Annotated in this window: 21 protein-coding genes; 12 read left to right on the top strand and 9 right to left on the bottom strand. The window is 68.1% G+C overall.

Going from position 1 to position 22,840, the window contains the following annotated elements:
* Positions 1-8: 8 nt before the first annotated feature.
* From rapZ to guaA, 9 genes are all read right to left on the bottom strand, one after another.
* Positions 9-884, bottom strand: a complete 876-nt coding sequence (gene rapZ / locus VN461_02510) for an RNase adapter RapZ (protein ID HXB53624.1) — start codon at positions 882-884, stop codon at positions 9-11.
* Entirely contained in the window at positions 881-1,981 is a 1,101-nt protein-coding gene (gene hprK / locus VN461_02505; protein HXB53623.1) for an HPr(Ser) kinase/phosphatase, read from the bottom strand. The genes rapZ and hprK overlap by 4 nt, the downstream gene beginning before the upstream one ends.
* Entirely contained in the window at positions 1,981-2,511 is a 531-nt protein-coding gene (gene raiA / locus VN461_02500; protein ID HXB53622.1) for a ribosome-associated translation inhibitor RaiA, read from the bottom strand. Before raiA ends, hprK begins: the two co-directional genes overlap by 1 nt.
* Before the next feature lie 35 nt (positions 2,512-2,546).
* Entirely contained in the window at positions 2,547-3,974 is a 1,428-nt protein-coding gene (gene rpoN / locus VN461_02495) for an RNA polymerase factor sigma-54 (GenBank protein ID HXB53621.1), read from the bottom strand.
* Between the two features lie 33 nt (positions 3,975-4,007).
* Positions 4,008-4,751, bottom strand: coding sequence for an LPS export ABC transporter ATP-binding protein (gene lptB / locus VN461_02490; GenBank protein HXB53620.1), 744 nt, complete (start codon positions 4,749-4,751; stop codon positions 4,008-4,010).
* Between the two features lies 1 nt (position 4,752).
* Positions 4,753-6,753 carry an LPS export ABC transporter periplasmic protein LptC gene (gene lptC, locus VN461_02485; protein HXB53619.1) on the bottom strand — a complete coding sequence of 667 codons (2,001 nt, stop codon included), beginning with the start codon at positions 6,751-6,753 and terminating at the stop codon, positions 4,753-4,755.
* A 274-nt stretch (positions 6,754-7,027) separates the two neighbouring features.
* Positions 7,028-7,993 carry an acetyl-CoA carboxylase carboxyltransferase subunit alpha gene (locus VN461_02480; protein HXB53618.1) on the bottom strand — a complete coding sequence of 322 codons (966 nt, stop codon included), beginning with the start codon at positions 7,991-7,993 and terminating at the stop codon, positions 7,028-7,030.
* Positions 7,993-11,484 (bottom strand): DNA polymerase III subunit alpha, encoded by a 3,492-nt coding sequence (gene dnaE, locus VN461_02475; protein ID HXB53617.1) that lies wholly within the window; start codon positions 11,482-11,484, stop codon positions 7,993-7,995. The genes VN461_02480 and dnaE overlap by 1 nt, the downstream gene beginning before the upstream one ends.
* An 85-nt stretch (positions 11,485-11,569) precedes the next feature.
* Entirely contained in the window at positions 11,570-13,099 is a 1,530-nt protein-coding gene (gene guaA / locus VN461_02470; protein HXB53616.1) for a glutamine-hydrolyzing GMP synthase, read from the bottom strand.
* A 93-nt stretch (positions 13,100-13,192) separates the two neighbouring features.
* Here guaA and VN461_02465 point away from each other — a divergent pair, with 93 nt between their 5' ends.
* The 12 genes from VN461_02465 to VN461_02410 all read left to right on the top strand — a co-directional run bounded on the left by VN461_02465 (position 13,193) and on the right by VN461_02410 (position 22,836).
* Positions 13,193-14,317: a PQQ-binding-like beta-propeller repeat protein gene (locus VN461_02465; protein HXB53615.1), complete on the top strand. Its 1,125-nt coding sequence runs from the start codon at positions 13,193-13,195 to the stop codon at positions 14,315-14,317.
* 81 nt (positions 14,318-14,398) lie between these two features.
* Positions 14,399-15,187 (top strand): hypothetical protein, encoded by a 789-nt coding sequence (locus VN461_02460; GenBank protein ID HXB53614.1) that lies wholly within the window; start codon positions 14,399-14,401, stop codon positions 15,185-15,187.
* Positions 15,188-15,254: 67 nt separating this feature from the next.
* Entirely contained in the window at positions 15,255-16,199 is a 945-nt protein-coding gene (locus VN461_02455) for a COX15/CtaA family protein (protein ID HXB53613.1), read from the top strand.
* Positions 16,196-17,077 (top strand): heme o synthase, encoded by an 882-nt coding sequence (gene cyoE / locus VN461_02450; GenBank protein ID HXB53612.1) that lies wholly within the window; start codon positions 16,196-16,198, stop codon positions 17,075-17,077. Before VN461_02455 ends, cyoE begins: the two co-directional genes overlap by 4 nt.
* A gap of 175 nt (positions 17,078-17,252) precedes the next feature.
* The gene (gene coxB, locus VN461_02445) at positions 17,253-18,047 is read left to right on the top strand and encodes a cytochrome c oxidase subunit II (protein HXB53611.1); all 795 of its coding nucleotides are present in this window, start codon (positions 17,253-17,255) and stop codon (positions 18,045-18,047) included.
* Positions 18,048-18,072: 25 nt separating this feature from the next.
* Positions 18,073-19,881 carry a cbb3-type cytochrome c oxidase subunit I gene (locus tag VN461_02440; GenBank protein ID HXB53610.1) on the top strand — a complete coding sequence of 603 codons (1,809 nt, stop codon included), beginning with the start codon at positions 18,073-18,075 and terminating at the stop codon, positions 19,879-19,881.
* Between the two features lie 3 nt (positions 19,882-19,884).
* The gene (locus VN461_02435; GenBank protein HXB53609.1) at positions 19,885-20,532 is read left to right on the top strand and encodes a cytochrome c oxidase subunit 3; all 648 of its coding nucleotides are present in this window, start codon (positions 19,885-19,887) and stop codon (positions 20,530-20,532) included.
* A 12-nt stretch (positions 20,533-20,544) separates the two neighbouring features.
* Entirely contained in the window at positions 20,545-21,186 is a 642-nt protein-coding gene (locus VN461_02430; protein ID HXB53608.1) for a cytochrome c oxidase subunit 3, read from the top strand.
* 16 nt (positions 21,187-21,202) lie between these two features.
* On the top strand, positions 21,203-21,508 hold the full coding sequence (locus VN461_02425) for a cytochrome C oxidase subunit IV family protein (GenBank protein ID HXB53607.1): 306 nt from the start codon (positions 21,203-21,205) through the stop codon (positions 21,506-21,508).
* Positions 21,505-21,783, top strand: a complete 279-nt coding sequence (locus VN461_02420) for a hypothetical protein (GenBank protein HXB53606.1) — start codon at positions 21,505-21,507, stop codon at positions 21,781-21,783. The genes VN461_02425 and VN461_02420 overlap by 4 nt, the downstream gene beginning before the upstream one ends.
* Before the next feature lie 46 nt (positions 21,784-21,829).
* Positions 21,830-22,243 carry a DUF420 domain-containing protein gene (locus tag VN461_02415; GenBank protein ID HXB53605.1) on the top strand — a complete coding sequence of 138 codons (414 nt, stop codon included), beginning with the start codon at positions 21,830-21,832 and terminating at the stop codon, positions 22,241-22,243.
* Between the two features lie 143 nt (positions 22,244-22,386).
* The gene (locus VN461_02410) at positions 22,387-22,836 is read left to right on the top strand and encodes a hypothetical protein (protein HXB53604.1); all 450 of its coding nucleotides are present in this window, start codon (positions 22,387-22,389) and stop codon (positions 22,834-22,836) included.
* The last annotated feature ends 4 nt before the right edge of the window (positions 22,837-22,840 follow it).

Here is a 22,840-nt window from a genome sequence, read left to right as displayed (position 1 = left end):
TGCCCCCCTCATGCGGGCCTCAAATCCCGATGATAAACGTGGATGGTGTAGTGCCCGCGGGGGAGCGCCGCCCCCAGCGCGTTCGCGATCATCACCGAACGATGCCGGCCCCCGGTGCAACCGATCCCGATCGTGAGGTACGTCTTTCCCTCCTTCAAGTAGCGCGGCAGGGCGTAGGCCAGGAAGCCCCTTAGCCGGGCGAGGAAGGTGGCGGTTTCCTTCTGCCGGCGGAGGAAGCGCACCACCCGGGGGTGGTGACCGGTCAAGGACTTCAGGGAGGGGACGAAGTTCGGGTTGGGAAGGAAGCGCGCGTCGAACACGAGGTCGGCCTCCGAGGGAACACCGTATTTGTAGCCGAAGGAGACCACGGAGACCACCAGAGGGGACTCCCCGCGCACGTCGTAGTGTTCCCGGATGTAGTCGCGGAGCTGATGCACGGTGTATTGGGAGGTGTCCAGGATGAGATCCGCCATCTTGCGGATCGGGCGCAAGGCCTCCCGCTCCTCCCGGATCCCGTCGATGGCGGGCTGGTTCACGGCCAGGGGGTGGGGCCGGCGGGTCTCGCTGAAGCGCCGCACGAGCACCTTCTCATCTGCCTCCAGGAAGAGGAGGCTGGCCGCTACCCCCTTCTCGCGGAGCTTCCGGTAGACCTGGGGGAAGCGCTTCAGAAATCCCGGTTCGCGCACGTCCACGACCAGGGCCGAGCGCTGGAGCTGGCGGGATCCGCGGATCAGCTCCGCAAAGCGCGGGATGAGGGGGGTCGGCAGGTTGTCCACACAGAACCAAGAGATGTCCTCGAGGGCCCGGGAGACGTGGGTCTTCCCGGAGCCGGAGAGGCCGGTGATCATGAGGATGCGGGGACCGGCCCCCGGCCGCGGGCTCACGCCCGGCTCCTCGCGCGCGCCCTCCGCCGCGGGCGCGCACCCGCCGCCCGCCCCAGGACCGGCTCTCCCTCCCCCTCAATCATCTCGTCCACCCGATCCGCGAAGCGCCGGGCAGCGTCATAGCCCCGCTCCTTGAGGAGCTGGTTGCGGGCGGCGACCTCGGCCAGGATGGCTATGTTGCGCCCGGGGGCCACCGGCATCCGGAGGAGGGGAACCTCCACCCCGAGAATCAGAAAGGTCTCGCCCTGGAGCCCCAAGCGGTCGTACTCCTTGCCCGCTTCCCAGCGCTCGAGGTTCAGCACGAGCTCCACCCGTTTAGAGAGGCGGATCGAGGAGACGCCGTAGAGGTCCTTGATATTGATCACCCCCAGCCCGCGCAGTTCCATGTGGTACCGGGTGAGGTCGGGGGAGGATCCCACCAAGGTGTCCGCCATGCGCTTGATCTCCACCACGTCGTCGGCCACCAGGCGGTGGCCGCGGTCGATGAGGTCGAGCGCGCATTCCGACTTTCCGATCCCGCTCTCGCCCATGATCAGCACGCCCAGGCCGAACACATCGATCAGCACCGAGTGGAGATGCAGCCGCAGGGCCAGCCGCTCGTCCAGAAAGCTCGAGAGGTGCTTGATGAGGGGGGTGGACTCCAGGGGGGTGAGGAGCAGCGGGATGCCGCGGGCCTCGGCGGCGGCCAGCAGCTCCGGGGGCGGGGCGAGCCCTTTGGTCACCACGAAGCAGGAAATCCGGCAGCGGGCGAGCTTGGCCAGGATGGCCGCCCGGCGCCGGGGGCTGAGCTTGCGCAGGTATCCGATTTCGCTCGCCCCCATGATCTGCACGCGGCCGTAGCGGACGTAGTCCGTGTAGCCGGTGAGGGCGAGGCCGGGCCGCTGGACCCGGGACTGCTGGACCTCGTGATCGAGGCCCGCCCGCCCCGCCGCGATGCGGAGCTGCAGGGCCGCGGCCTCCGGTCCCAGGAGGTCCCGCACCGAGACCGCGGTCCCGGCGGGGGCGGGGAGAGCCCGCCCCCTTTTCCCCCCCCGCCGACCCTTCCCCTTCCGGGCCGACTCCGCCGACCGGGGGCGCGGGGAGGCTACCCCGCGCATCAGGCCTCGGGCTCTATGAGGCCCAGGTTTCCGTCCTTCCGCTTGTAGAGCACGCTCACCCGCTCGGTGGCGGCGTCGCGGAAGACCAGGAAGCCCTCCGGGCTGTGGCCCACCTCGAGGGCCGCTTCGTCCAGGGTCATTGGCTTCAACGGGAAGCGACGGCTGCGGATGACCCGGGGCCCGAGTTCCGCCGGCTGCTCCTCGGGGGGGCGGAGTCGGGTGCGGTCCGGCCCCGCCCGCTTGCGCGTCCGCCACTTGCCCACCTGGTGCTGGGCCCGACGCGTCAGCTTGTCGATTACGGTGGAGAGCGAGGCTCCCAGATCCGAGCTCGCCTCCTCGGCGGTCAGGTCCAGGTGTTTGGAGTGAACGCTGACCTCCGCGATCTGCCGGTGCTTGTCCGTGGTCACGATCACGTGGGCGCGGATGATGCCGCTAGGAAGCACCCGGGCCAGCTTCGCGAGCTTTCGCTCTGCCAGCCTCTTTATCTCCGGGGGTACCTCCGCATGACGCCCCGTGAACTCGATCCTCATCCCCTCACCTCCCGGCCGGCGCTTCCCTGCGGGTTTCAGTGGACCGCCTTGCGCAGGTTGGAGGGGGGGATGCGCAACTCCTCCCGGTACTTGGCCACCGTCCGCCGGGCCAGCGGCAGGCCGTCCGCCTCCAGCACTTCGGCAATGCGGGAGTCGGAAAGGGGATGGGCGGTGTCCTCGTTGTCGATCATCTTGCGAATTCGGTCCTTGATGGTCACGGAGCTTATGGCTTCCCCCATGGTGGAGGTGATCCCGCTGTGGAAGAAGAAGCGCAGCTCGTAGACCCCGCGCGGAGTGTGCATGTACTTGTTGGCCACCACCCGGGAGACGGTGGACTCGTGCATGCCGATGTCGGTGGCCACATCGCGCAGGACCAGCGGCTTCAGCTGCGTGACGCCGTGGTCCAGGAAGGCGCGCTGGTGGCGCACGATGGACTCCGCGACCTTGTATATGGTGCGCTGGCGCTGGTCGACGCTCTTGAGCAGCCAGAGCGCGCTGCGGAGCTTGTCCTTCACGTAGTTCCGCGTCTCCTCCGAGCCCGCCTCCTTCTCGTCCAGCATCCTCCGGTAGGTGGGGCTGATTCGCAGCTTGGGCAGCCCGTCGTCGTTCAGCACGATCTTGTAGTCGTCGCCCTCCTTGACCACGAACACGTCAGGCAGGATGTAGGTCGCGCGGTCGGGGCAGTACTTGCTGCCCGGCTTGGGGTCCAGCTCGCGACGGATGATCTCCAGGTGCTGGGACACCTCCTCGGGGGTGAGCGCCATCTGGCGGCCGATCTCGGCGTACTGATGGCTCTGGAGCTGCTTCAGGTAGTCGCGGACCATGACGTCGGCGGGAGAGCCCTCCAACCCGAGGAACTTAAGCTGGAGGCGGAGGCATTCCGTGAGGTCCCGGGCGGCGACCCCCCGCGGGTCCAGGGCCTGGACCGCGTCCAGGGCCTTCTGAACCTCCTCCGGCGGGTAGGGGCCCATGTTCGCGATTTCCTCCAGGGAGGCCTGCAACATCCCGTCCTCGTCCAGGTTGTGGATGATCGCTTCCGCGATCTCGACCGTGAGCTCGTCCGACGGCGACATGTGGAGTTGCCAAAGGAGGTGGTCGTAGAGGTCGGGGGACTCGGTGAGGGTGTTCTCGATGGGGGGCATCTCCGGCACCTCGGAGGGCCGGCTGCGCCGCGCTGCCCCGTCGTCGAAGTAATCCTCGAAGAACTTCTCGATCTCGATGTCCTTCAGGGGATCGGTCCGGGCTTGCTCCTCCTTGGCTTCCTCCTGGGCCACCTCCTCCGCGGCGACCTCCTGGGCGGGCACCTCCTCCAGCAGGGGATTCTCCATCACCTCCTGCTCCAGGACCTCCGCCAGCTCCAGGGTGGTCAGGGGGAGCAGCTTGATGGCCTGCTGGAGGGAGGGGGTGAGGATGAGCCTCTGGGAGAGGCGGGCGGAGAGCCCCAACTTCTGGTGGATGGCCAAGCTCAGACCCCGGAGCGTCGCGCTCCGCTGTCCTCAGGCCTCGGGGCCACGGTCGTCGAGATGGAAGGCCTCGCCGAGGTAAACCCGGCGTACCTCCGGATCGGAGGCCAGCGCGCGAGGGGTCCCGGAACGGAATACATTGCCGTCCCTCAGAATATAGGCCCGGTCCGTGATTTTCAAGGTCTCGCGGACGTTGTGGTCCGTGATCAGGACACCGATCCCGCGATCCTTCAGGTGGGCGATGATCTTCTGGATGTCGATGACCGCGATGGGGTCTATGCCGGCAAAGGGCTCGTCCAGGAGGATGAAAGAGGGGGAGGTGGCCAGGGCGCGGCAGATCTCGAGCCGCCGGCGCTCCCCCCCGGAGAGGGTGTAGGCGGGCTGACGGGCCTTGGCCAGGATGCCCAGCTCCTCGAGCAGGCTCCGCGCGCGCGGCCGGCGCTGGGAAGCGGGCAGGCCCAGCATCTCCAGGATGGCGAGCACGTTCTCCTCCGTGGTCAGCCGGCGGAAGACGCTGGCCTCCTGGGGCAGATAGCCGATTCCCGCCCTCGCGCGCAGGTACATGGGAAGGGCGGTGATGTCCTCGTCGCCCAGGAAGACCTGGCCGCGGTCGGGCCGGGTCAGGCCCACGACCATGTAGAAGGTGGTGGTCTTACCCGCTCCGTTCGGGCCCAGAAGGCCCACCACCTCCCCGTTCTGGATGTCGAGGTTCACCTCTCCCACCACGACGCGCCGGCCGTAGGACTTGGTCAGAGCGGCGGCTCGGAGGATCGTCATCTCATTTCTTCGGGGGAGCCCGTTTGAAGATGGACTCGGTGCGGACCTCCTCCCGGCCATCGACGAGGATCCTATCGTCGCCCACATGGAAGGTCAAAGATCGGCCCTCCACCTGCTGGGTGGGGTCGTTGACGGTCACCTTCTCTCCGACCAGATTGAAGGTCTCGGTGTCCGGGGTGTAGGTGCCACGCGCCCCCACACCCTTGCGCTCCCCCTGCACCACCTCCACCGGCTCCCCCGCCACCACCGTCTTAACGGCCGAGCCGTCCGGGGACAGGAACACGGTGGCCTCGGGGCTCTTCGACCGGATGTCCCCCTGGCGGATGGCGACCTCCCCGGTGTAGACGATCCGTTGCTTCGCTTCCTCATAGACCATTTCCCGCCCCCGCACCTCCACGGGAGCGGGCGGCTTCCCCGGGGTTGAGGAGGAGTGCGGGTTCAGGACTGAGACCACCCCTCCCCGCGCGCGGAGGCGGCGCGGAGCGCCCACCGGCTCCTCCAGGATGATCAGGGGCGCGCGGGTCTCGTCCTGACCGGAGCGGAGGAGGGCATTGTCCTGGTAGCGGGCGGTGTGGGAGGCCCCGTCGTAGTCGAGTTTGTCCGCGATGATCACGGTCGGGGTGTCGCGGGCCAGGGCGCCCGAGCGCAGGGGACCGTGCTTGCCCGCGAAGAGGTGGCGCACGTTTTCACGCGCGGCCAGGTTTCCGTTCTGGGTGCCGAGGTCGATGCCGTCGGCCCGGAGATCGCTCCCCTGCTCCTCGTCCACGAGGCGGGGCTGGAGGCTGAGGTTGAGGGTGGACAGGGCCTGGTCGTACCGCGCGGTCTGGCTGGTGGCCCGCCGCTTCCCCTGCGTGAACTCCACGGAGCCCGCGAAGTCGGCCGTCCGCAGGTCACCGAGAAGAGGGTCGATAATGGCCGTGAGGCTTTCGCAGCGTACGGTGCGGGGCAGGGCCTGGGCGGGGGGAATGGGCTCCGCGCTCAGGAGCACGCCCACCCCGGCCTCCACCTGCTGGAGCCGCCCTTCCTCGTCGAAGCGGAAGGTGATGGCGTGGGCCTGGAGGCGGCGGTGCTCGGGGGGCTCGCCGGGGCCGGGGAAGGCCTCGAGTTCCGCGTTCCGAACCGCGGTCGCCTCCTGCGGCTGACGGTTCTCGCGGAACCAAATGGCCAGGCGGCGGCAACGCAGGATGCGCGGGCCCCGGCCCGCGGTGGAGGGAACCCCGGGCAGCGCGGAGGCGGCGCCCGTCCGCGCCTCGACGTTGTCGAGGGCCAGCGCGTGGTCGATAGCCTCGCGGTCGGAGGTCAGGTCGAGGGTGAGGTGGTCGGCTCGGAGGCTGTCCGCGTCCTGGGTGACTTGCACGTCGCCGTCGAAGCGCACCGCGGACTGGTCACGCATGGCGGAGGCGTAGGCGCTTCGGATCTCGGTGGGGGGACGGTCGCCGCCGTTCTCGATGTGCAGGACGGCGTCGGCCAGGAGTTCGATTCGGCCCTCCCCCGCTTGATAAACGAGGCCGGTGGAGCTTCCGGAGAGGGTGTTGCGCTTGAACCGGACGGCTTCCTTGCTCTCCGCCCGTCCTTGATCGCCCCGGTAGCTCAAGGACTCCGTCTCCAGTTCGAGCCCCTCCCCCGTCACCACCCGCACGTGACCGTGGAAGAACGCTTTCTGGCGGACGGGATCGTAGAGGCACTCCTCGGAGGAGACGGTGGAGTCGGCCGGCTTTCCGTCGACCATGCGGGGGAAAGTCACCTCGACACCTTGAAGATGCATTCCCTCTTGGTCCTGACCCGCACTGGCCCGAGCGCGGACGACGTAGTTTTCCTTCCCTTCCTGGAAGCTCCGATAGACGAGCCCCCCGAAGCTGGCCCCCGAGGACTGGGTGCCGGTCGGACCGGCCGCCGGAGGGGGTGGCGGCGGCCGGCGCAGGCTCCAGGCCACCGCGGCCGTCACCACCACCAGGAGGCCCAGGAGAGCCCTCCGCAACGTACGCGTGGCGTCGGGGGTCATGAAAGCGGGAAGGGGAAAGCCGTGCGGGACGACCCGCGCGCGATCAGCGGCTCCCCGGGGCTGGGGGCTCTCTTAGGTGTTCGTCGGCGTTCGTCGCCCGAGCCCGTGGCTCCGGGCGCGAGGGGCACGACGCGGGCGGAATGACGACCGCAATTATGCGCCTCCACTCGATCATTCTACCGGCGGCGGTGTTTAGGGGGTTAGCGGCGGGCACGCCCGGGGGTGGCCCCGGGGGCCGCGATTGTCCGGGCCCGGGGGACCCGGCGGAGGACGTTCAGGGCGGGGCCTCCAGGAACTCCCGACCCGCGCGGCCCATGTTCCGGAACTTCTGGTAGCGGGCCTCCAGCAGGGCCTCGGGGCTCAAGGCGGTGAGCTCCCCGAGCTGGGCCGACAGCACGGCGTCGAGGTTCTTGAAGAGCATCTCGGGGGCCACGTGGGCGCCTCCCGGGGGTTCGGGCACGATCTGGTCCACGAGGCCGAGCTGCTTCAGGTCCCCGGCCGTGATCTTCATTGCGGTAGCCGCCTCTTCCGCCCGCCCCGCATCGCGCCAGAGGATGGACGCGCAGCCTTCGGGGGAAATGACCGAGTACACGGCGTGCTCAAGCATGTTCACGCGGTCGCCCACCGCGATGGCGAGGGCGCCCCCACTGCCCCCTTCCCCGGTGATGGTGACCACGATGGGTGTCCGCAGGCCCGCCATTTCGCGCAGGTTGAAGGCGATGGCCTCCGCCTGCCCCCGCTCCTCCGCGTCCACCCCCGGGTAGGCCCCCGGGGTGTCCACCAGGCTGATGAGGGGACGCGAAAACTTCTCCGCCAATCGCATCACGCGGAGCGCCTTCCGGTAGCCCTCCGGCTTGGGCATGCCGAAGTTGCGATAAATCTTCTGCTTGGTGTCGCGACCCTTCTGGTGGCCGATCACGGCCACGGGTCGATCCTTGTAGAGCGCGAAGCCGCAAACCAGGGCCGGGTCATCCGCGTATCTCCGGTCCCCGTGCACCTCCGTCCACTCCGTGAAGAGGGCTTGGACGTAGTCGAGGGTGTAGGGCCGGTTCGGATGCCGGGCTACCAGCGTCTTCTGCCAGGGCGTGAGTCGGGCGAAGACGTCGCGGCGCTTCTCGTCGAGCTCGGCGCGCAGGCGCTTGGCTTCCTTCTCCTTGGCTTCGTCCCCGGGGAACGCGGCCAGAGCGTCGATCCGCTTCTGCAGATCCAGGAGGGGAGCTTCAAAGTCGCCGTTGGCCATCAGGCTTGCCCTTGTGCCGCGCCGTTCGTACGGGCCAGGATCAGTGTCCCCGGGCCCAGCAGGGCCTCGACCTCGTCCCGGAGCAGAGCGTCGGGCTTGACCCGATAGTACGCGCTCGGGGCCAGGGCCACCGCGAAGGCCCCCGGCCGCACCAACTCCAGGGTCACCGGACACTCGCCGCGGTGCGACCCGAGTATATCGCGGAGCCTCTCCCCCTTGGAGCGGTCCCAGACCGCGAGGGGGACCCGGATGGTCACGTAGCGGGCTTGGGCGAGCTTAGCGGCCTCGAGGGGCAGGACCTCGGAGACCAGGAGGCGGCCGCGACCCTCGTCGAGCACTTCGGCTTTCCCCTTCACCAGCACCAGCTCGTCATCGGCCAGCCGCCCGGCCATTTTCTTGTAGGTCTCCGGAAAGACGAGGGCCTCGGCGCTGCCCTCGAGGTCCTCCAGAAGGAAGCTGGCCATGCGGTCGCCTTTGCGGGTCTTGATGAGCCGCAGGGCGGTGATGATCCCTCCCAGCGTCACCTCGGGGGCCTCCGCCCGCTCGGCGAGGCTGCCCGTCGTCGCGGTGGCCCACTGCGCGAGCTCGGCTCGAAAACGCTCCAAGGGGTGGCCAGTGATGAAGAAGCCCAGGGACTCCTTCTCGTGGGCGAGCCGCTCGCCCTCTCCCCAGGGTACCGCGTCGGGTATCCGATCCCCCCCGGTCGCGGTCTCCCCCGTCGCTCCCCCCTCCCCGAACAGGCTGGACTGGCCCTGCTCGTAGTCTCGCTGTCGCTTCTGGCCCGCCTCCGTCGCTCGGTCGATGGCCGCGAAAAGGGCGGCCCGCCGGAAGTCCAGGGAGTCGAAGGAGCCGCTCTTGATGAAGCTCTCCACCACCCGCCGGTTCACCGCCCGCAAGTCCACGCGCTCGCAGAAATCAAAAAGGGAGCGGAAGGGGCCGTCCGCGCGGGCGCGCAGCACCGCCTCCACCGCCCCCTCGCCCACGTTCTTGATGGCGGCCAGGCCGAAGCGGAGGTGTTGGCCTTCGACCACGGTGAAGAAGATGTCGGACTGGTTGACGTCGGGGGGGAGCACGTTGATCCCCATCTCCCGGCACTCCCCGATGTAGCTCACCATCTTGTCCGTGTTGGCGCGTTCCGAGGTGAGGAGGGCGGCCATGAAGAAGGGGGGGTAGTTCGCTTTCAGGTATGCGGTCTGGTAAGCCAGCCAGGCGTAAGCCGCGGAGTGGGACTTGTTAAAGCCATACCCCGCGAATTGCTCCATGTGGTCCCAGATCCGGCCCGCCTTCTTCTCGGGGACGCCCCTGGCCTTGCAGCCCTCCAGAAACGTCTGCTTCTGGGTGGCCATGACCTCTGCGTTCTTCTTGCCCATCGCCTTGCGAAGGATGTCGGCCTCGCCCAGGGCAAAGCCGGCGAGAGCGGAGGCGATTTGCATGACCTGCTCCTGGTAGACCATGACCCCATACGTGCCCTTCAGGATTGGCTCCAGGGCGGGGTGCTCGTAGGTGACCTTGGTCTGCCCGTACCGACGCCGGATGAAGTCATCGATCATCTGCATCGGTCCCGGCCGGTAGAGAGCGTTGAGAGCGGTCAGGTGCTCCAGCTGGTCGGGCTTGAAGCGCTTGAGGATGTCGCGCATGCCGTCCGACTCGAACTGGAAGAGACCGCTGGTGCGGCCCTGGGTGAACAATTCGTAGGTCCGGGCATCGTCGAGCGGAAGTTTCTCCGGCTCCAGGCGCTCGCCGGTTTGGGCCGCGATCATCTTCACGCAGTTGTCGATGAGGGTGAGGGTGCGCAGACCCAGGAAGTCCATCTTCAAGAGACCGACCCGCTCCACCCCTTTCATGTCGAACTGGGTGGTGATGTCGGCGGTGCTGCCCTTGAAGAGCGGCACCACGTCCGTGAGGGGTTGGGGGGAGATGACCACGCCCGCGGCGTGGGTGGAGGCGTGGCGGGTGGTGCCCTCCAGGCGGCGCGAGATGTCGATCAGTTCCTTGACCTTGGGGTCTCTCTCATAGGCATCCTGCAAGGGTGGAGACTCGGCGAGCGCCTTATCCAGAGTCATGCGCAGGTCGAAGGGAATCATCTTCGCGATCTTGTCGACCTCGGCATAGGTCATGTCGAGCACGCGGCCCACGTCCCGCACCACCGCCTTGGCCTTCATGGTCCCGAAGGTGATGATCTGGGCTACGTTCTCGCGGCCATACTTGCGGGTCACGTACTCGATGACCTCGCCCCGGCGGGCCTCGCAGAAGTCGATGTCGATGTCGGGGGGGCTGACCCGCTGTTCGTTCAAGAAGCGCTCGAAGATCAGGTCGTACTCGATGGGGTCGATGTCGGTGATGCGGAGGCTATAGGCGACGAGGCTGCCCGCGGCCGAGCCCCGTCCGGGACCCACCGGGATGCCCTGCTCGCGCGCGTAGCGGATGAAGTCCCAGACGATCAGGAAGTAGCCGGCGAAGCCCACCCGGTGGATGACCCCAATCTCCTTCTCCAGACGCTCCTCGTAGAGGCTGAGCGGATAGCGCAGGCTACCCGCTTCCGCCCGCGGGGCCAGGAGGCTGCGGCGCTCGCGGAACCCGTCCCGGGTCACCTTCTCGAAGTAGCTGTCCACGGTGAAGCCAGGGGGGACGTCGAAGGCGGGCAGGCTGGAGACGCCCTTGAGCGTGAAGTCGCACATCTCCGCGATGCGCACCGTATTGCGGATGGCCTCGGGGTGGTCCGGAAAAAGCGCGGCCATCTCTTGCGGGCTCTTGAGGTAGAACTCCTGGGTGTCGAAGCGCAGCCGGTCCTTGTCGTGGACTTTCTTCCCGGAGCCGATGCACAGAAGCACGTCGTGGGCCTGGTGGTCGTCCCGATGCAGGTAGTGGGCGTCGTTGGTGGCCACGAGGGGAAGACCGGTCCGGTCCCGGAGGCGGAGCAGGCCTTGGTTAACCCGCCGCTGCTCCTCGATGCCGTGGTCCATGATCTCCAAGTAGAAGCGTTCCCGACCGAAGATCTCCGTGAACTGGCCGACCGCCTCCAGGGCGGCGGCCTCCCGGCCGTTGCGCAGGTGGACCGAGATCTCGCTCGAGAGGCACCCGGAGAGGCCGACGAGACCCTCGTGGTGGCGCGCCAAGAGCTCCTTGTCCACTCGCGGCCGGTGATAAAAGCCCTCGGTATAGGCGAGGGAGACCAGCTTCACCAGGTTGTGGTAGCCGTTTGCGTCGGAGGCGAGGAGGGTTAAGTGGTTGTAGGCCTCCGTGATTCCGGCCGCTGATTTGTCGAGGCGGCTTCCCGTTGCCACGTAGATCTCGCAGCCCAGGATGGGCCGGAGGCCCCTTTCCCGGCAGGCGTCGTGGAAGGCCACCGCTCCGAACAGGTTGCCGTGGTCGGTGATGGCCATGGCCTTCATGCCCAGGCGGCCCGCCTCGTCCACGAGCTCGTCAACGTGAATAGCCCCGTCGAGCAGGCTGTACTCGGTATGCAGGTGGAGATGGACGAACTCAGTCATGCCGATGTCCGCGCGGGGGGCGAGAGATCAAGAGCTGGGGGCCGGCGCGAGCGACACGCCCTCCCCGCACCCGTCCGTCCGTCCGTCATTCCCATTCGATCGTGGAAGGAGGCTTGCTGCTCACGTCATAGACCACGCGATTTATCCCCCGCACCTCGTTGACGATCCGACTCGAAATCCGGGCCAAGAGGTCGTGGGGCAGGCGGGCCCAGTCCGCGGTCATGCCATCTTTGGAGTCCACCGCCCGGATGGCGGCGGTGAACTGGTAGGTGCGGTCGTCTCCCATCACCCCCACCGAGCGCACGGGCAAGAGGACCGCGAACGACTGCCAGAGGGAGCGGTAAAGGCCGGCGGCCTTGATTTCCTGCACGAGCACGGCGTCCGCAGCCCGCAGCAGGTCGAGCCGCTTCCGACTGACCGGGCCCAGGCAGCGCACGGCCAAGCCAGGGCCGGGAAACGGCTGCCGATAGACGAACTCCTCGTCCAGCCCCAGGCGCAGGCCCACCGCCCGCACCTCGTCCTTGAAAAGCTCCCGCAACGGCTCCACCAGCTTGAACTTCAGCCCCTTGGGAAGGCCCCCCACGTTGTGGTGGCTCTTGATGACGACCGAGGGGCCGCGCACGGACGTGGACTCGATCACGTCCGGGTAGAGGGTGCCCTGGGCCAGAAAGTCGGCCTTGCCCGCCTTGGCGGCCTTGAAGACCTCGATGAATTCCCGGCCGATGATCTTGCGCTTCTGTTCGGGATCCGCGACTCCCTTGAGCCGGGCCAGGAACCGGCGGGCCGCGTCCACGAAGACCACCTTCAGCTTCAACCTCTGGGCGAAGCGCTGCCGAACCTGGGCCGCCTCGTCGAGGCGGAGAAGGCCGTTGTCCACGAAGACGGAAGTGAGCCGGTCCCCCACCGCGCGGTGCACGAGGAGGGCGGTCACCGCGGAGTCCACGCCCCCGGAGAGCGCGCATATCACCCGCCCCTCACCGACCGTGGCCCGGATCCTGGACACCGCATCCTCGATGAAGGAGGCCGCGTTCCAGTGCCGGTCGCAGCCACAGATGTCGAGGAAGTTGGTGAGAACGGTCATTCCCTCCTCGGTGTGGACGACCTCGGGATGAAAGAGGATGCCGAAAAGGCGCCGCTCCGGAGCCTCCATGGCCGCCACCGGGTTGGCCCCGCTCGACCCCATGACCCGAAAGCCCGGGGGAGCCTGCAGGATGGAATCCCCATGGCTCATCCAGACCCGGGTCGGCGACCTCAGCCCCCGCAGCAGGGGCCCGTCGCCCCGGGGCTCGAAGAGGGCGTGGCCGTACTCGCTCCCCCCCGCCCGCCGCACGTCGCCGCCGAGCGTATGGGCCATGAGCTGCATGCCGTAGCAGATCCCGAGCACGGGCACGCCCAGGTCGAAGATGGCCTTATCGCAGCGGGGCGCGGTTCGGGCATAGACGCTGTCCGGGCCCCCCGAGAGCACGATTCCGCGCAGAGGCCGTGCCCGGAGCCGAGACGCGCGGATGTTGGGGGGCAGGATCTCGGAATAGACCTGCAGCTCGCGAAAGCGGCGTGCGATGAGTTGCGTGTATTGCGAGCCGAAATCGAGGATGGCGATGGTGTCTCGTTCCATGAACGAAGCGCGGCCCCCCAGGAAACGGGGATTATACCTTCCCCGCGGCGCGGATCGGGTCCGCGCACGGCTGGGTGGTATAGTGCGGACGCTTTGAGAGTCCGCGGGCTCGCCTCCCTGCTCCTCCTCCCCTCGCTCGTGGCCTGCGGCGGCCGCCTCAAGCCTCCCCCCTCCCCCGCCCTTTTTCCCATGACCACCCTTTGGACCGCGGCCCTGGAGGACCTCGTGGAGGGACCGTTGGCCGCAGACGAGAAGCGGATCTTCGTCACCACCCGCGACGGCACGGTGCTCGCTCTCGACCGCGACACAGGGGCTCCGGCCTGGAAGGTTAGCGGGCTGGCCGGGCTTGTGGCCGGCGGGCCGACCGCTCTCGTGCTACGTCAGGCCGACGGCACCGTGTTGCGCCTCCACCCGGAGTCGGGCTCCGTCCTCTGGCGCGCGAACTCCGCGGTCTCGGGCGGGCTGGCTCCGGTCGTGGATGGGGACCGGATACTGGTGGCGGGCAACGGGCTGGCCGCGCTCGACGCCCAGACGGGTGCCGTCTTGTGGTCGGTGGGAGGAGGAACGGCCGCGAGCTCCCTCCCCGAGGTCTTTGGGGCGCGCTTGCTGGTGGGAGAGCAGGACGGTACCCTGCGCTGCCGCGACCGCGCGACCGGGGTCTCCCTCTGGACGTTTCGCACCGCCTCCACCCTGCTGGCCCCCCCCCGGGTGGCCGGGGACCACCGGATCTTCCTCGGCACCACTGACCGCCGAGTCGTGGCCCTGAGCCTGGAGAAAGGCCGGCTTGCCTGGCGCTGGAAGGTGGGGGCGGACGTCCAGAGCGCGCCCGCGCTGCAGGGAAACCTGGTCCTGGTCGCCGCCTTCGACGCTGTCCTCTACGCCATCAACCGCAGCAACGGCAACTTGGCTTGGCGCGCGCCCCTCCCTTCGCGGCCCCTTTGCAGCCCGATGCCGGTGGGGACGGCCGTGCTCGTGGCCTGCCACGAGAACGAGATCCTGGGCTTCGACCTGAAGACGGGGGCCCGCCACGGCGGCCTCAAGACCACCGCGCAGATCCGCACTCCTCCGCTTCTCCTGGACGGGCGGCTCTATCTGGGCCTCCGCAACCGGTCCGTCGTGGCCTTGAAGCTCGCGGAGCCGGGGGAACCCGGCGGTCCCCCTCCCTCTCCATCTCCATCCCCCGCTCCCTCTCCATCTCCGTCTCCCTCCAAACCTTGACAAGGCGGGAGGCGTGGCTACACTAAGGCCTGCGTCGCCGATGTCCCTAGCCGAAGTCATTCCTAATTGAGGAGCCCCGCAATGATTACGAGAAATTTCCTCGCCCTCTTGGCCCTCTGCCTCCTCGGGGTCAGCGTCGCCTGCGGGGGCGGTGAGTCCCCCAAGTCGGAAGCCTCCGCCCCCGCGGCGGCCACGACGGGAGCCGCGGCCTCCACCGCCGCTTCCGGGGCAAGCACGGGGACGGCCTCCGTCTCCGGCAAGGTCGCGTTCGAGGGGACGGTCCCCCCCGCGGAGAGGGTGAAGCTGAACGCGGATCCCAAGTGCGCGGCCATGCACAAGGAGGGTCTGGAGAGGTGGCAGTTGCGGGTGAAGGACGGCGGCCTGGCGGACGTGCTCGTCTACGTGAAGAGCGGTCTCCACGGCACCTACCCCTCTTCCAGCGAGCCCGTCCTCCTCGATCAGAAAGGCTGCGACTATTGGCCACACATGGTGGTGAAGATGGTGGGCCAGCCCCTGGTCATCCGGAACAGCGACGATACCCTCCACAACATCCACCCCCGCCCGCAGGTGAACCCCGAGTTCAACATCGGACAGCCCCACCAGGGCATGGAATCCAAGAGGACTATGGAGAAGCCGGAGATCATGATCCCCGTGGGCTGCGACGTGCACCCCTGGATGCGCGCCTTCATCTCTGTCTTCGACCACCCCTTTTTCACCGTCAGCAAGGAGGACGGCACGTTCGAGATCAAGGGCCTTCCCGCGGGGGAGTACGAAGTCGAGGCCTACCACGGCAAGCTGAAGACCCAAGATCTGAAGCTCACGGTGAAGGACGGCGAGGCGGCCAAGCTGAACTTCTCGTTCAAAGGCTGAGTCCCCAGGGCCAACGGGGCTGCCGCTCCCGGGGAGCCCTGACTCGAGGAGTCCGACCCTCTTGAGCATGCAACCGGTCGCGGTCAATCCGTGGCGCCACCGGTGGTGTCTGCTCACCCTGGCCGCCACCCTGGCCCTGATCTTCATCGGCGGTCTCGTGACCAGCACCGGCTCCGGCCTTGCTGTCCCCGACTGGCCGCTCTCTTACGGGATGCTGATGCCTCCCATGGTGGGGGGAGTCTTCTACGAGCACGGGCACCGCATGGCCGCGGCCACGGTCGGCCTCCTGACCCTCGTCCTCGCGGTCTGGACGACGGTGGACGAGCGGCGGAGAGGGGTTCGCGGGCTGGCCTGGGGCGCCTTGGCCGCGGTCGCCGCCCAGGGGTTGCTCGGGGGCCTGACCGTCCTCTACCTCCTCCCCCCCGCCATCTCCGTGCTGCACGCCTGCCTGGCCCAGACGTTCTTCTGCCTCATCGTCGCCCTCGCCTACTCCACCTCGCGCGAATGGCGCACCGCGGGGGTTACGACCGACGAGGTCGGCCTGCGGGGGGCCGCGCTGGTTGCCGCGGTTGTGGCTTACGGCCAGCTCATCCTGGGCGCGGTCCTCCGCCACACGGGCGCCGGCCTCGCCATCCCCGACTTCCCGCTCGCCTTCGGCCGCCTCTGGCCCGCGTTCGATCGGCCCGGAGTGGCGGTGCACTTCGCCCACCGCCTAGGCGCCCTGATGGTGCTGGGCACGGTCTTGTGGCTCCTCGGGCGGAGCTGGCGCTCGGCGGATCCTCGCTTCCAGCGCCCCGCCGCACTGGCCTTCGCCCTCGTGGTCGCCCAGATCGGCCTGGGGGCGACGACCGTGCTCTCGGGGAAGGCCGTTCTGCCCACCACCGCCCACGTGGCCGTGGGGGCGGCCCTGCTCGGAGTCGTTTGGTTCACGGCTCTGCGGGCGTTTCGCCTCCTTCGCCCCCCCCGCGAGGCCCACGCGGTCCGGATGGCCGCCCTCGGCGACCCCGCATGAGCAGCCCCGCTCTCGCCGCCAGCCGAGCCTCGGCCGCCGACTACCTGGAGTTGACGAAGCCCCGGATCACCCTCCTTGTGGTCTTTACCGCTTTGGTCGGCTTCGTGATGGCCTCGCCCGGCCGGGTGTCGGGGGCCGTTCTCACCCCCGCGCTCTTGGGGATCGCGCTCGTAGCGGGGGGCGCGAGCGCGCTCAACATGCTCCTGGAGCGGGATACCGACGCCCTCATGCAGCGCACCCGCCCGCGCCCCTTGCCGGCCGGGCGTCTGCGCCCGGTCGAAGCGCTGCTCTTTGGCCTGATCCTGAGCGGGCTGGGGCTGGGGACGCTGGCCTGGCTCTCGGGGTGGCTCTGCGCAGCCGTGGCCCTGGCTACCTGGGCGAGCTACCTCTTTCTTTACACGCCCCTGAAGCGGCGGACCTCGCTCTCCACCTTGGTGGGCGCCGTGCCGGGGGCGCTGCCCCCTGTGATCGGCTGGACCGCCACGGGCGCTGGCCTCGAACCGGGCGCTTACGCTCTCTTCGCGATCGTGTTTCTCTGGCAGGTTCCCCACACCCTGGCCATTGCCTGGATCTACCGCGACGACTACGCGCGCGGAGGGCTGCCCGTGCTCCCGGTCCTGGATCGAGAGGGACACCTGACCGGACGACAGGCCGTCCTCCACTGCCTCGCCCTTCTCCTCGTGAGCTTGGCCCCGGCCGTAGCCGGTCGCGCGGGCGTGGTCTACCTGGCGGGCGCGGCCGCCATGGGAGTGGTGCTTCTCGGGTTCGCCGTCCGCCTGGCCGTGCTCCGCAGCCTGGCCGCGGCGCGTGGCCTCTTCCTGGCCTCCGTCACCTACTTGCCGGCGCTCTTCCTCCTTCTGCTGGCCGATCGGCGTTGAGGGACACGCGGGGAGCGGTATTGACGGGCTCGCCCTCCTGGAGTAGTGTTCGCCGCATCACAACCGTGCTTCCACTTCCTCTTCTTCTTTCCTTCTCACCCGCCCGCGAAGGTGCCCCCGGCTCCTCTTCGGGGCCGTCGGCCGGCGCAAGAACCGGGGGCAACGGAGGACCGGGATGGCAAAGCTGCCGGGCCTGCTTTTCGGTCTAGCCACCGTCGCTCTGGTGGCCCTGGCCACCTTCTTTTTCACCAAGACGTGGCTGCCCCCGCTCAACTCCGACCGAGGGGCTATCGATCACGCCATCGGGGTCTCCCTGGTGCTGACGGGGGTGGTCTTCATCGGCACCAACCTGCTCCTGGCGTGGTTCAGCTTTCGCTACCAGGACGGGGAGGGAGCGCGCGCCATCTACTGGCACCACAACTCCCGCCTGGAGTGGACGTGGACGCTGATTACGGCCGGCATCATGACCGTGCTCCTGTTCAACGCCCTCGGGCTGTGGGCCCAGATCACGTCCGCCCCCCCCGCGGACGCCTTCGTCGTGGAGGTCACGGGCCAGCAGTTCGCCTGGAACATCCGCTATCCGGGCAAGGACGGGATCTTCGGCCGGACCGACCCCAAACTGGTCAGCCCTGAGGCTTTCAACTTCATCGGGTTGGACCGCTCGGACCCCAACGCGGCCGACGACATCATGATGCAGAACCAGCTCTTCCTGCCCGCGGGGCGCCCGGTGCGGGTCCTCATCCGCTCTCTGGACGTGATCCACAGCTTCTTCCTGCCCAACTTCCGCGTGAAGCAGGACGCCATGCCGGGAATGACGGTGGAGACCTGGTTCGTGCCCACCCAGACGGGGGACTTCGACATCGCCTGTGCCCAGCATTGCGGCCTCGGCCACTACCGCATGCGCGGCCAGGTCCACGTGGTGCCCCCCGAGGAGCTGGAGGCCCGGATCAAGCAGTCCCTGGCCGAGTAGCGGGAGAACAAGGAGACTCCATCCCATGGCCCATGCCCCCGAGGCTCACGCCGAGGAAGCCCACGCCCACGCGCCCCAGGCCTTCATCTGGCGCTACGTTTTCAGCAAGGACCACAAGGTCATCGCCATCCAGTACTACGTCACGGCCATGGTCATGGCCCTGGTGGCAGGCCTCCTCGCCATGATGGTCAGGCTCCAGCTCGCCTGGCCGGAAAAAGCCTGGCCCCTGCTCACTCGCATCCTCCCCAGCGGCTACACCGACGGCGTCATGAACCCCGAGTTCTACGCCATGCTCTTCACCATGCACGGCACGATCATGGTCTTCTTCGTGCTCTCCACCGCTCCCGTGAGCGGTTTCGGGAACCTCCTGATCCCGCTCCAGGCGGGGGCCCGCGACATGGCCTTTCCCTTCTTGAACGGCCTCTCCTACTGGACGTTCCTGGTCGGCTGCCTGGTCATCCTGAGCTCCTTCTTCGTGGGGGCGGGGGCGGCGGCCGGCGGCTGGACCTCCTATCCTCCGCTCTCCGCCCTCCGGCACGCGGTGCCCGGGTCGGAGACCGGCCAGACCCTCTGGATCATCGGGATGGTGTTCTTCATAGCCGCCTTCACCATGGGGGGCCTGAACTTTCTCACCACGATCCTGAACCTGCGCACCAAGGGCCTGTCCATGATGCGCATGCCCCTCACCATGTGGTCGATGATGCTGGTGGCTATCCTGGGCCTGCTCGCCTTCCCGGCCCTGACCGCGGCCTGCCTGATGCTGATCTTCGACCGCCACTTCGGGACCAGCTTCTTCATTCCCGCCGGCACCGTTCTCTCGGGAGTGCCTCTGCTCGCGCCCGACGGCTCGCCCCTCCACCAGGGGGGGTCGCCGCTTCTCTGGCAGCACCTCTTCTGGTTCCTGGGCCACCCCGAGGTCTACATCCTCATGCTGCCCGCTCTGGGCTTCACCTCCGATATCATCGCTGTCTTCTCCCGCCGCCCGATCTTCGGCTACCGGAGCATGGTGGGGGCCATGGTGGCGATCGCGGGCCTGAGCTTCGTGGTGTGGGGGCACCACATGTTCGTGAGCGGGATGAGCCCTTACCTGGGCATGGCCTTCGCGGTGGGTACCGTGCTCATCGCGGTTCCCTCCGCGGTGAAGGTCTTCAACTGGCTGGCCACCCTCTGGCGGTCTCGCATCCAATACAAAACCCCGATGCTGTGGGCCATGGGCGTGGTCTCGCTCTTCATCAGCGGGGGTCTCTCCGGCCCCTGGCTGGCCCAGTCCGCGGTCGACATCCACGTGCACGACACCTATTTCGTTGTCGCCCATTTCCACCTGATCATGGCGGGGGCGGCGCTGTTTGGCGTCTTCGGGGCCACGAGCTTCTGGTTTCCGAAGATGTTCGGGCGACTGATGAACGACGGCCTGGGCAAGGTCCACTTCTGGTTCACCTTCGTGGCCTACTACTGCACGTTCTTCCCCATGCACTACCTGGGCCTGGCCGGGCAAATGCGGCGGCTCTACGACCCTTATCAGTACCCGTTCCTGAAGGACCTTCAGCCCATCAACCAGTTCATCACCATCAGCGCGTTCGTGCTGGGCTCCTCCCAGGTCCTCTTCTTCATCAACTTCTTCTGGAGCGCATTCAAGGGAGAGAAGGCGGGGGAGAATCCCTGGCAAGCCAACGGGCTGGAATGGACGACCCCCTCTCCGCCCCCCCACGGGAACTGGCCGGGGGCGATCCCGGAGGTCCACCGGTGGCCCTATGACTACAGCGTGCCCGACGCCCCCCGCGATCACGTCCTGCAGACCGACCCCGCGCCCATCGGGGCCGTGGCCGGCCACTGATCCATGCCCGCGGAGCTCCTAGAGAAAGCGCCCGCCCTCTCCGGCCCCGGTGGCCCGGGGGGAGGCGGGGTACGCGCGGGCGGGGAGGGCGGACCCTCCGGCGAGGGCTCGGCGGGCCTCCTCGGTGACCCCGAGCGCTTCGGTCTCTGGGCGTTCCTGGGCACGGTCAGCATGCTCTTCATCGGTTTCACGAGCGCCGTCATCCTGCGCCGGGCCTCGGGGGATTGGCGACCCCTCCCCGCCCCCTCCGTCCTCTGGCTCAACACCGCCGCCCTTCTCGCCAGCAGTGCCACCCTGGAGGCAGCCCGGCGCCGGCTGCGGGCCTGGGATGCGCGGTCGGCCCAAGCCCTGCTCGGCGTGACCGGGCTTCTGGGCGGTCTCTTTCTGACCGGGCAGGTCATGGCGTGGCGGGAGCTGGCCGCCCGCGGCATTTTTCTGGCTTTCAACCCCCACAGTTCTTTCTTCTACCTGTTGACCGGCGTCCACGGGGCCCACCTCCTCGGGGGCCTGGCCTGGTTCGCGGTGGCGTTCCTGGGTCTGCGCCGCTTGACCTACCTGCCGGGCGGGGACGGCCTGCGCCTGTTCGCCACCTACTGGCACTTCCTGGACGCCCTCTGGGTCTACCTCTTGTTCCTGCTCTTCGTGCTCTGAAGGAGGAGAACGATGTCGGACGCCTCGCACGCCGCCGTGATGGAAGCCCACTGGGGCGGAGGGGCCGCGCCCTTCGGCGCGAGTTGGCAGAAGACGATGATGTGGATCTTCATCGTCACCGACGGCCTGCTCTTCTCCGGCCTGCTTTGCGGCTACGCCTTCCTACGCATGGCGAGCCCGCTCCCCTGGCCAAAGCAGACCGAGGTCTTCAGCATGCCCTTCATCGCGCTCATGACCTTCATCCTGATCACTTCCAGCGCGACCATGGGCACGGCGGTGGGCGCCTCGAAGCTGGGGGACCGCAAGACGGCGACGCGGTTCCTCTTCCTCACCATCCTGGGGGGGGCGGCCTTCCTGGGCTGCCAGGCCTACGAGTGGACCCACTTCATCGGCGAGGGCGCCCGGCTTGCGGGCGCCTTGGCCGGTAGCGAGCTCGGGCATCTCGGCGTGCCGCCCCAGTTTCCCGCGACGTTTTTCGTGCTCACCGGCTTTCATGGTTCCCACGTCTTCTCCGGGCTGGTGATCCTCACCATCACCGCCATCCGCACCGCCCTGGGCAAGACCCCCGCCCAGGGGGTGGAGATGGCGGGCCTCTACTGGCACTTCGTGGACTTGGTGTGGGTGTTCATCTTCACCCTCTTCTACCTGCTGTAGGATAGGAAGGAGAGCCATGAGCGATACCAGCCATGCCAACCCCTACCGGGTCTACTGGGTGACCTGGGGGATACTGCTCGTCATCACCGTGTCCATGCTGGCCGCGGAGCTCCTCCACCTGCCCCGCTGGTTCCTGATCGGGTTCCTCGTCTCCTTCATGATGGTCAAGGCCCTCATGATCGGGGGGAATTTCATGCACCTCCGGTACGAGAAGGCCAATTTGGCGGTGATGGTCTTCACGGGCATCATGGTCACCTCCCTGATCCTTCTGGCCTTCATCACGCCCGAGAGCTGGAACGTGATGCACCAGACGCTGCGATGAGGGGGCGGGCCGGACGCCGCTTGGCCCTGGGCCTCTTGGTCCTGGGTGTCCTGATGCTAGCCGGGGGGCCCGCCGCCGCCCAGTGCTCCATCTGTAAGACCGTCCTCACCCAGTCGCCCGAGGGCCGTCAGATCGGGGGCACCGTCAATACCGCGATCCTGGTCATGCTTTTCGCTCCTTACCTGGTCTTCGGCTCCCTGGCCGTCATCCTCTTCCGAGTACGCATCACGCGCGAGATCGCCCGCTGGGCCCGGCTCCTGCTGCTCCTCAGGTGAAGTCGCCCGGTCCTCTCCCCCTTCCCGCGGGGGGCCGGACGGGCACATGAGCGTGGCCGACCTTCCCGCCCTTAACGCCACCTTGAACGCGACGAGCGCGGTTCTTCTGGCCACCGGCTACGGCTTCATCCGCACCGGCCGCCGCTCCGCCCACCGCAATTGCATGCTGGCCGCCGTCGTGAGTTCCAGCCTCTTCCTCGTGTCCTACCTCGTCTACCACGCCCGCGTGGGCTCGGTGCCCTTCGGGGGCCGCGGGATCCTGCGCGCCGCCTACTTCGCCATCCTGCTCAGCCACACCCTCCTTGCCGTGGCCATCGTGCCCCTCGTGCTCGTGACCCTGGTGCGGGCCCTCCGCGAGCGCTTCGACGCCCACCGCCGGGTCGCTCGCGTGACCCTCCCCCTCTGGGGCTACGTCTCGGTTACCGGGGTTGTGATCTACTGGATGCTCTACCGTCTCTGAGCCGGCCTCCCCCAGGGACAGGGCGTCCCCCGGCGAGGACGAGGCCTTCCCCGCAACTGACTGTGCTTGAGCCCGCTGGGCCCGGCACCACTTCTGCACCTCCGTTGACGGGGATTCGTGTGCGGGTCTACGATCAAGGACGGATGTGCTATCGGCTCGGCGTGGGGATCCGGGCGTTCGCCCTGATCCTCGTGGCGGCCACCGGCCACGCGCAAGCCAACGAGGCGGTCTGGTCTCGGCTCCGCAGCATCGAGAACGCCTTCCGGCAGGGGGATGCCACCGCCCTCCGCCTCTCCTTCTCCACCGCGGGCAAGGTCCGGGTGGAGCTCAAGGACGTGCCTGGCGGACAGAGGTGGTACGCCCCCAGCCAGCTCCAGGTGATCTTCGCCCAGATTTTCGATCAATACTCGACGCGCGAGCTCGCCTTCCCTAAGACCGACGTCACCCTCTCGTCGGCGGGAACCGCCTTCGCCCGGGCCCGCTGGCTGCGCCGGCCCCGGCACGGCGGTCCCGACTCGACGGACATCCTCACCTTCACCTTGTGCGAGGAGGGCGGGGACTGGCGCATCCTCGAGATCCGCTCCTCGCGCTGATCGC

The sequence above is a fragment of the Vicinamibacteria bacterium genome (genome assembly GCA_035570235.1).
Lineage (GTDB): Bacteria > Acidobacteriota > Vicinamibacteria > Fen-336 > Fen-336 > DATMML01.
The sequence above is the reverse complement of the archived record's forward strand: the minus strand, read 5'-3'. Positions and strand labels throughout refer to the sequence as shown.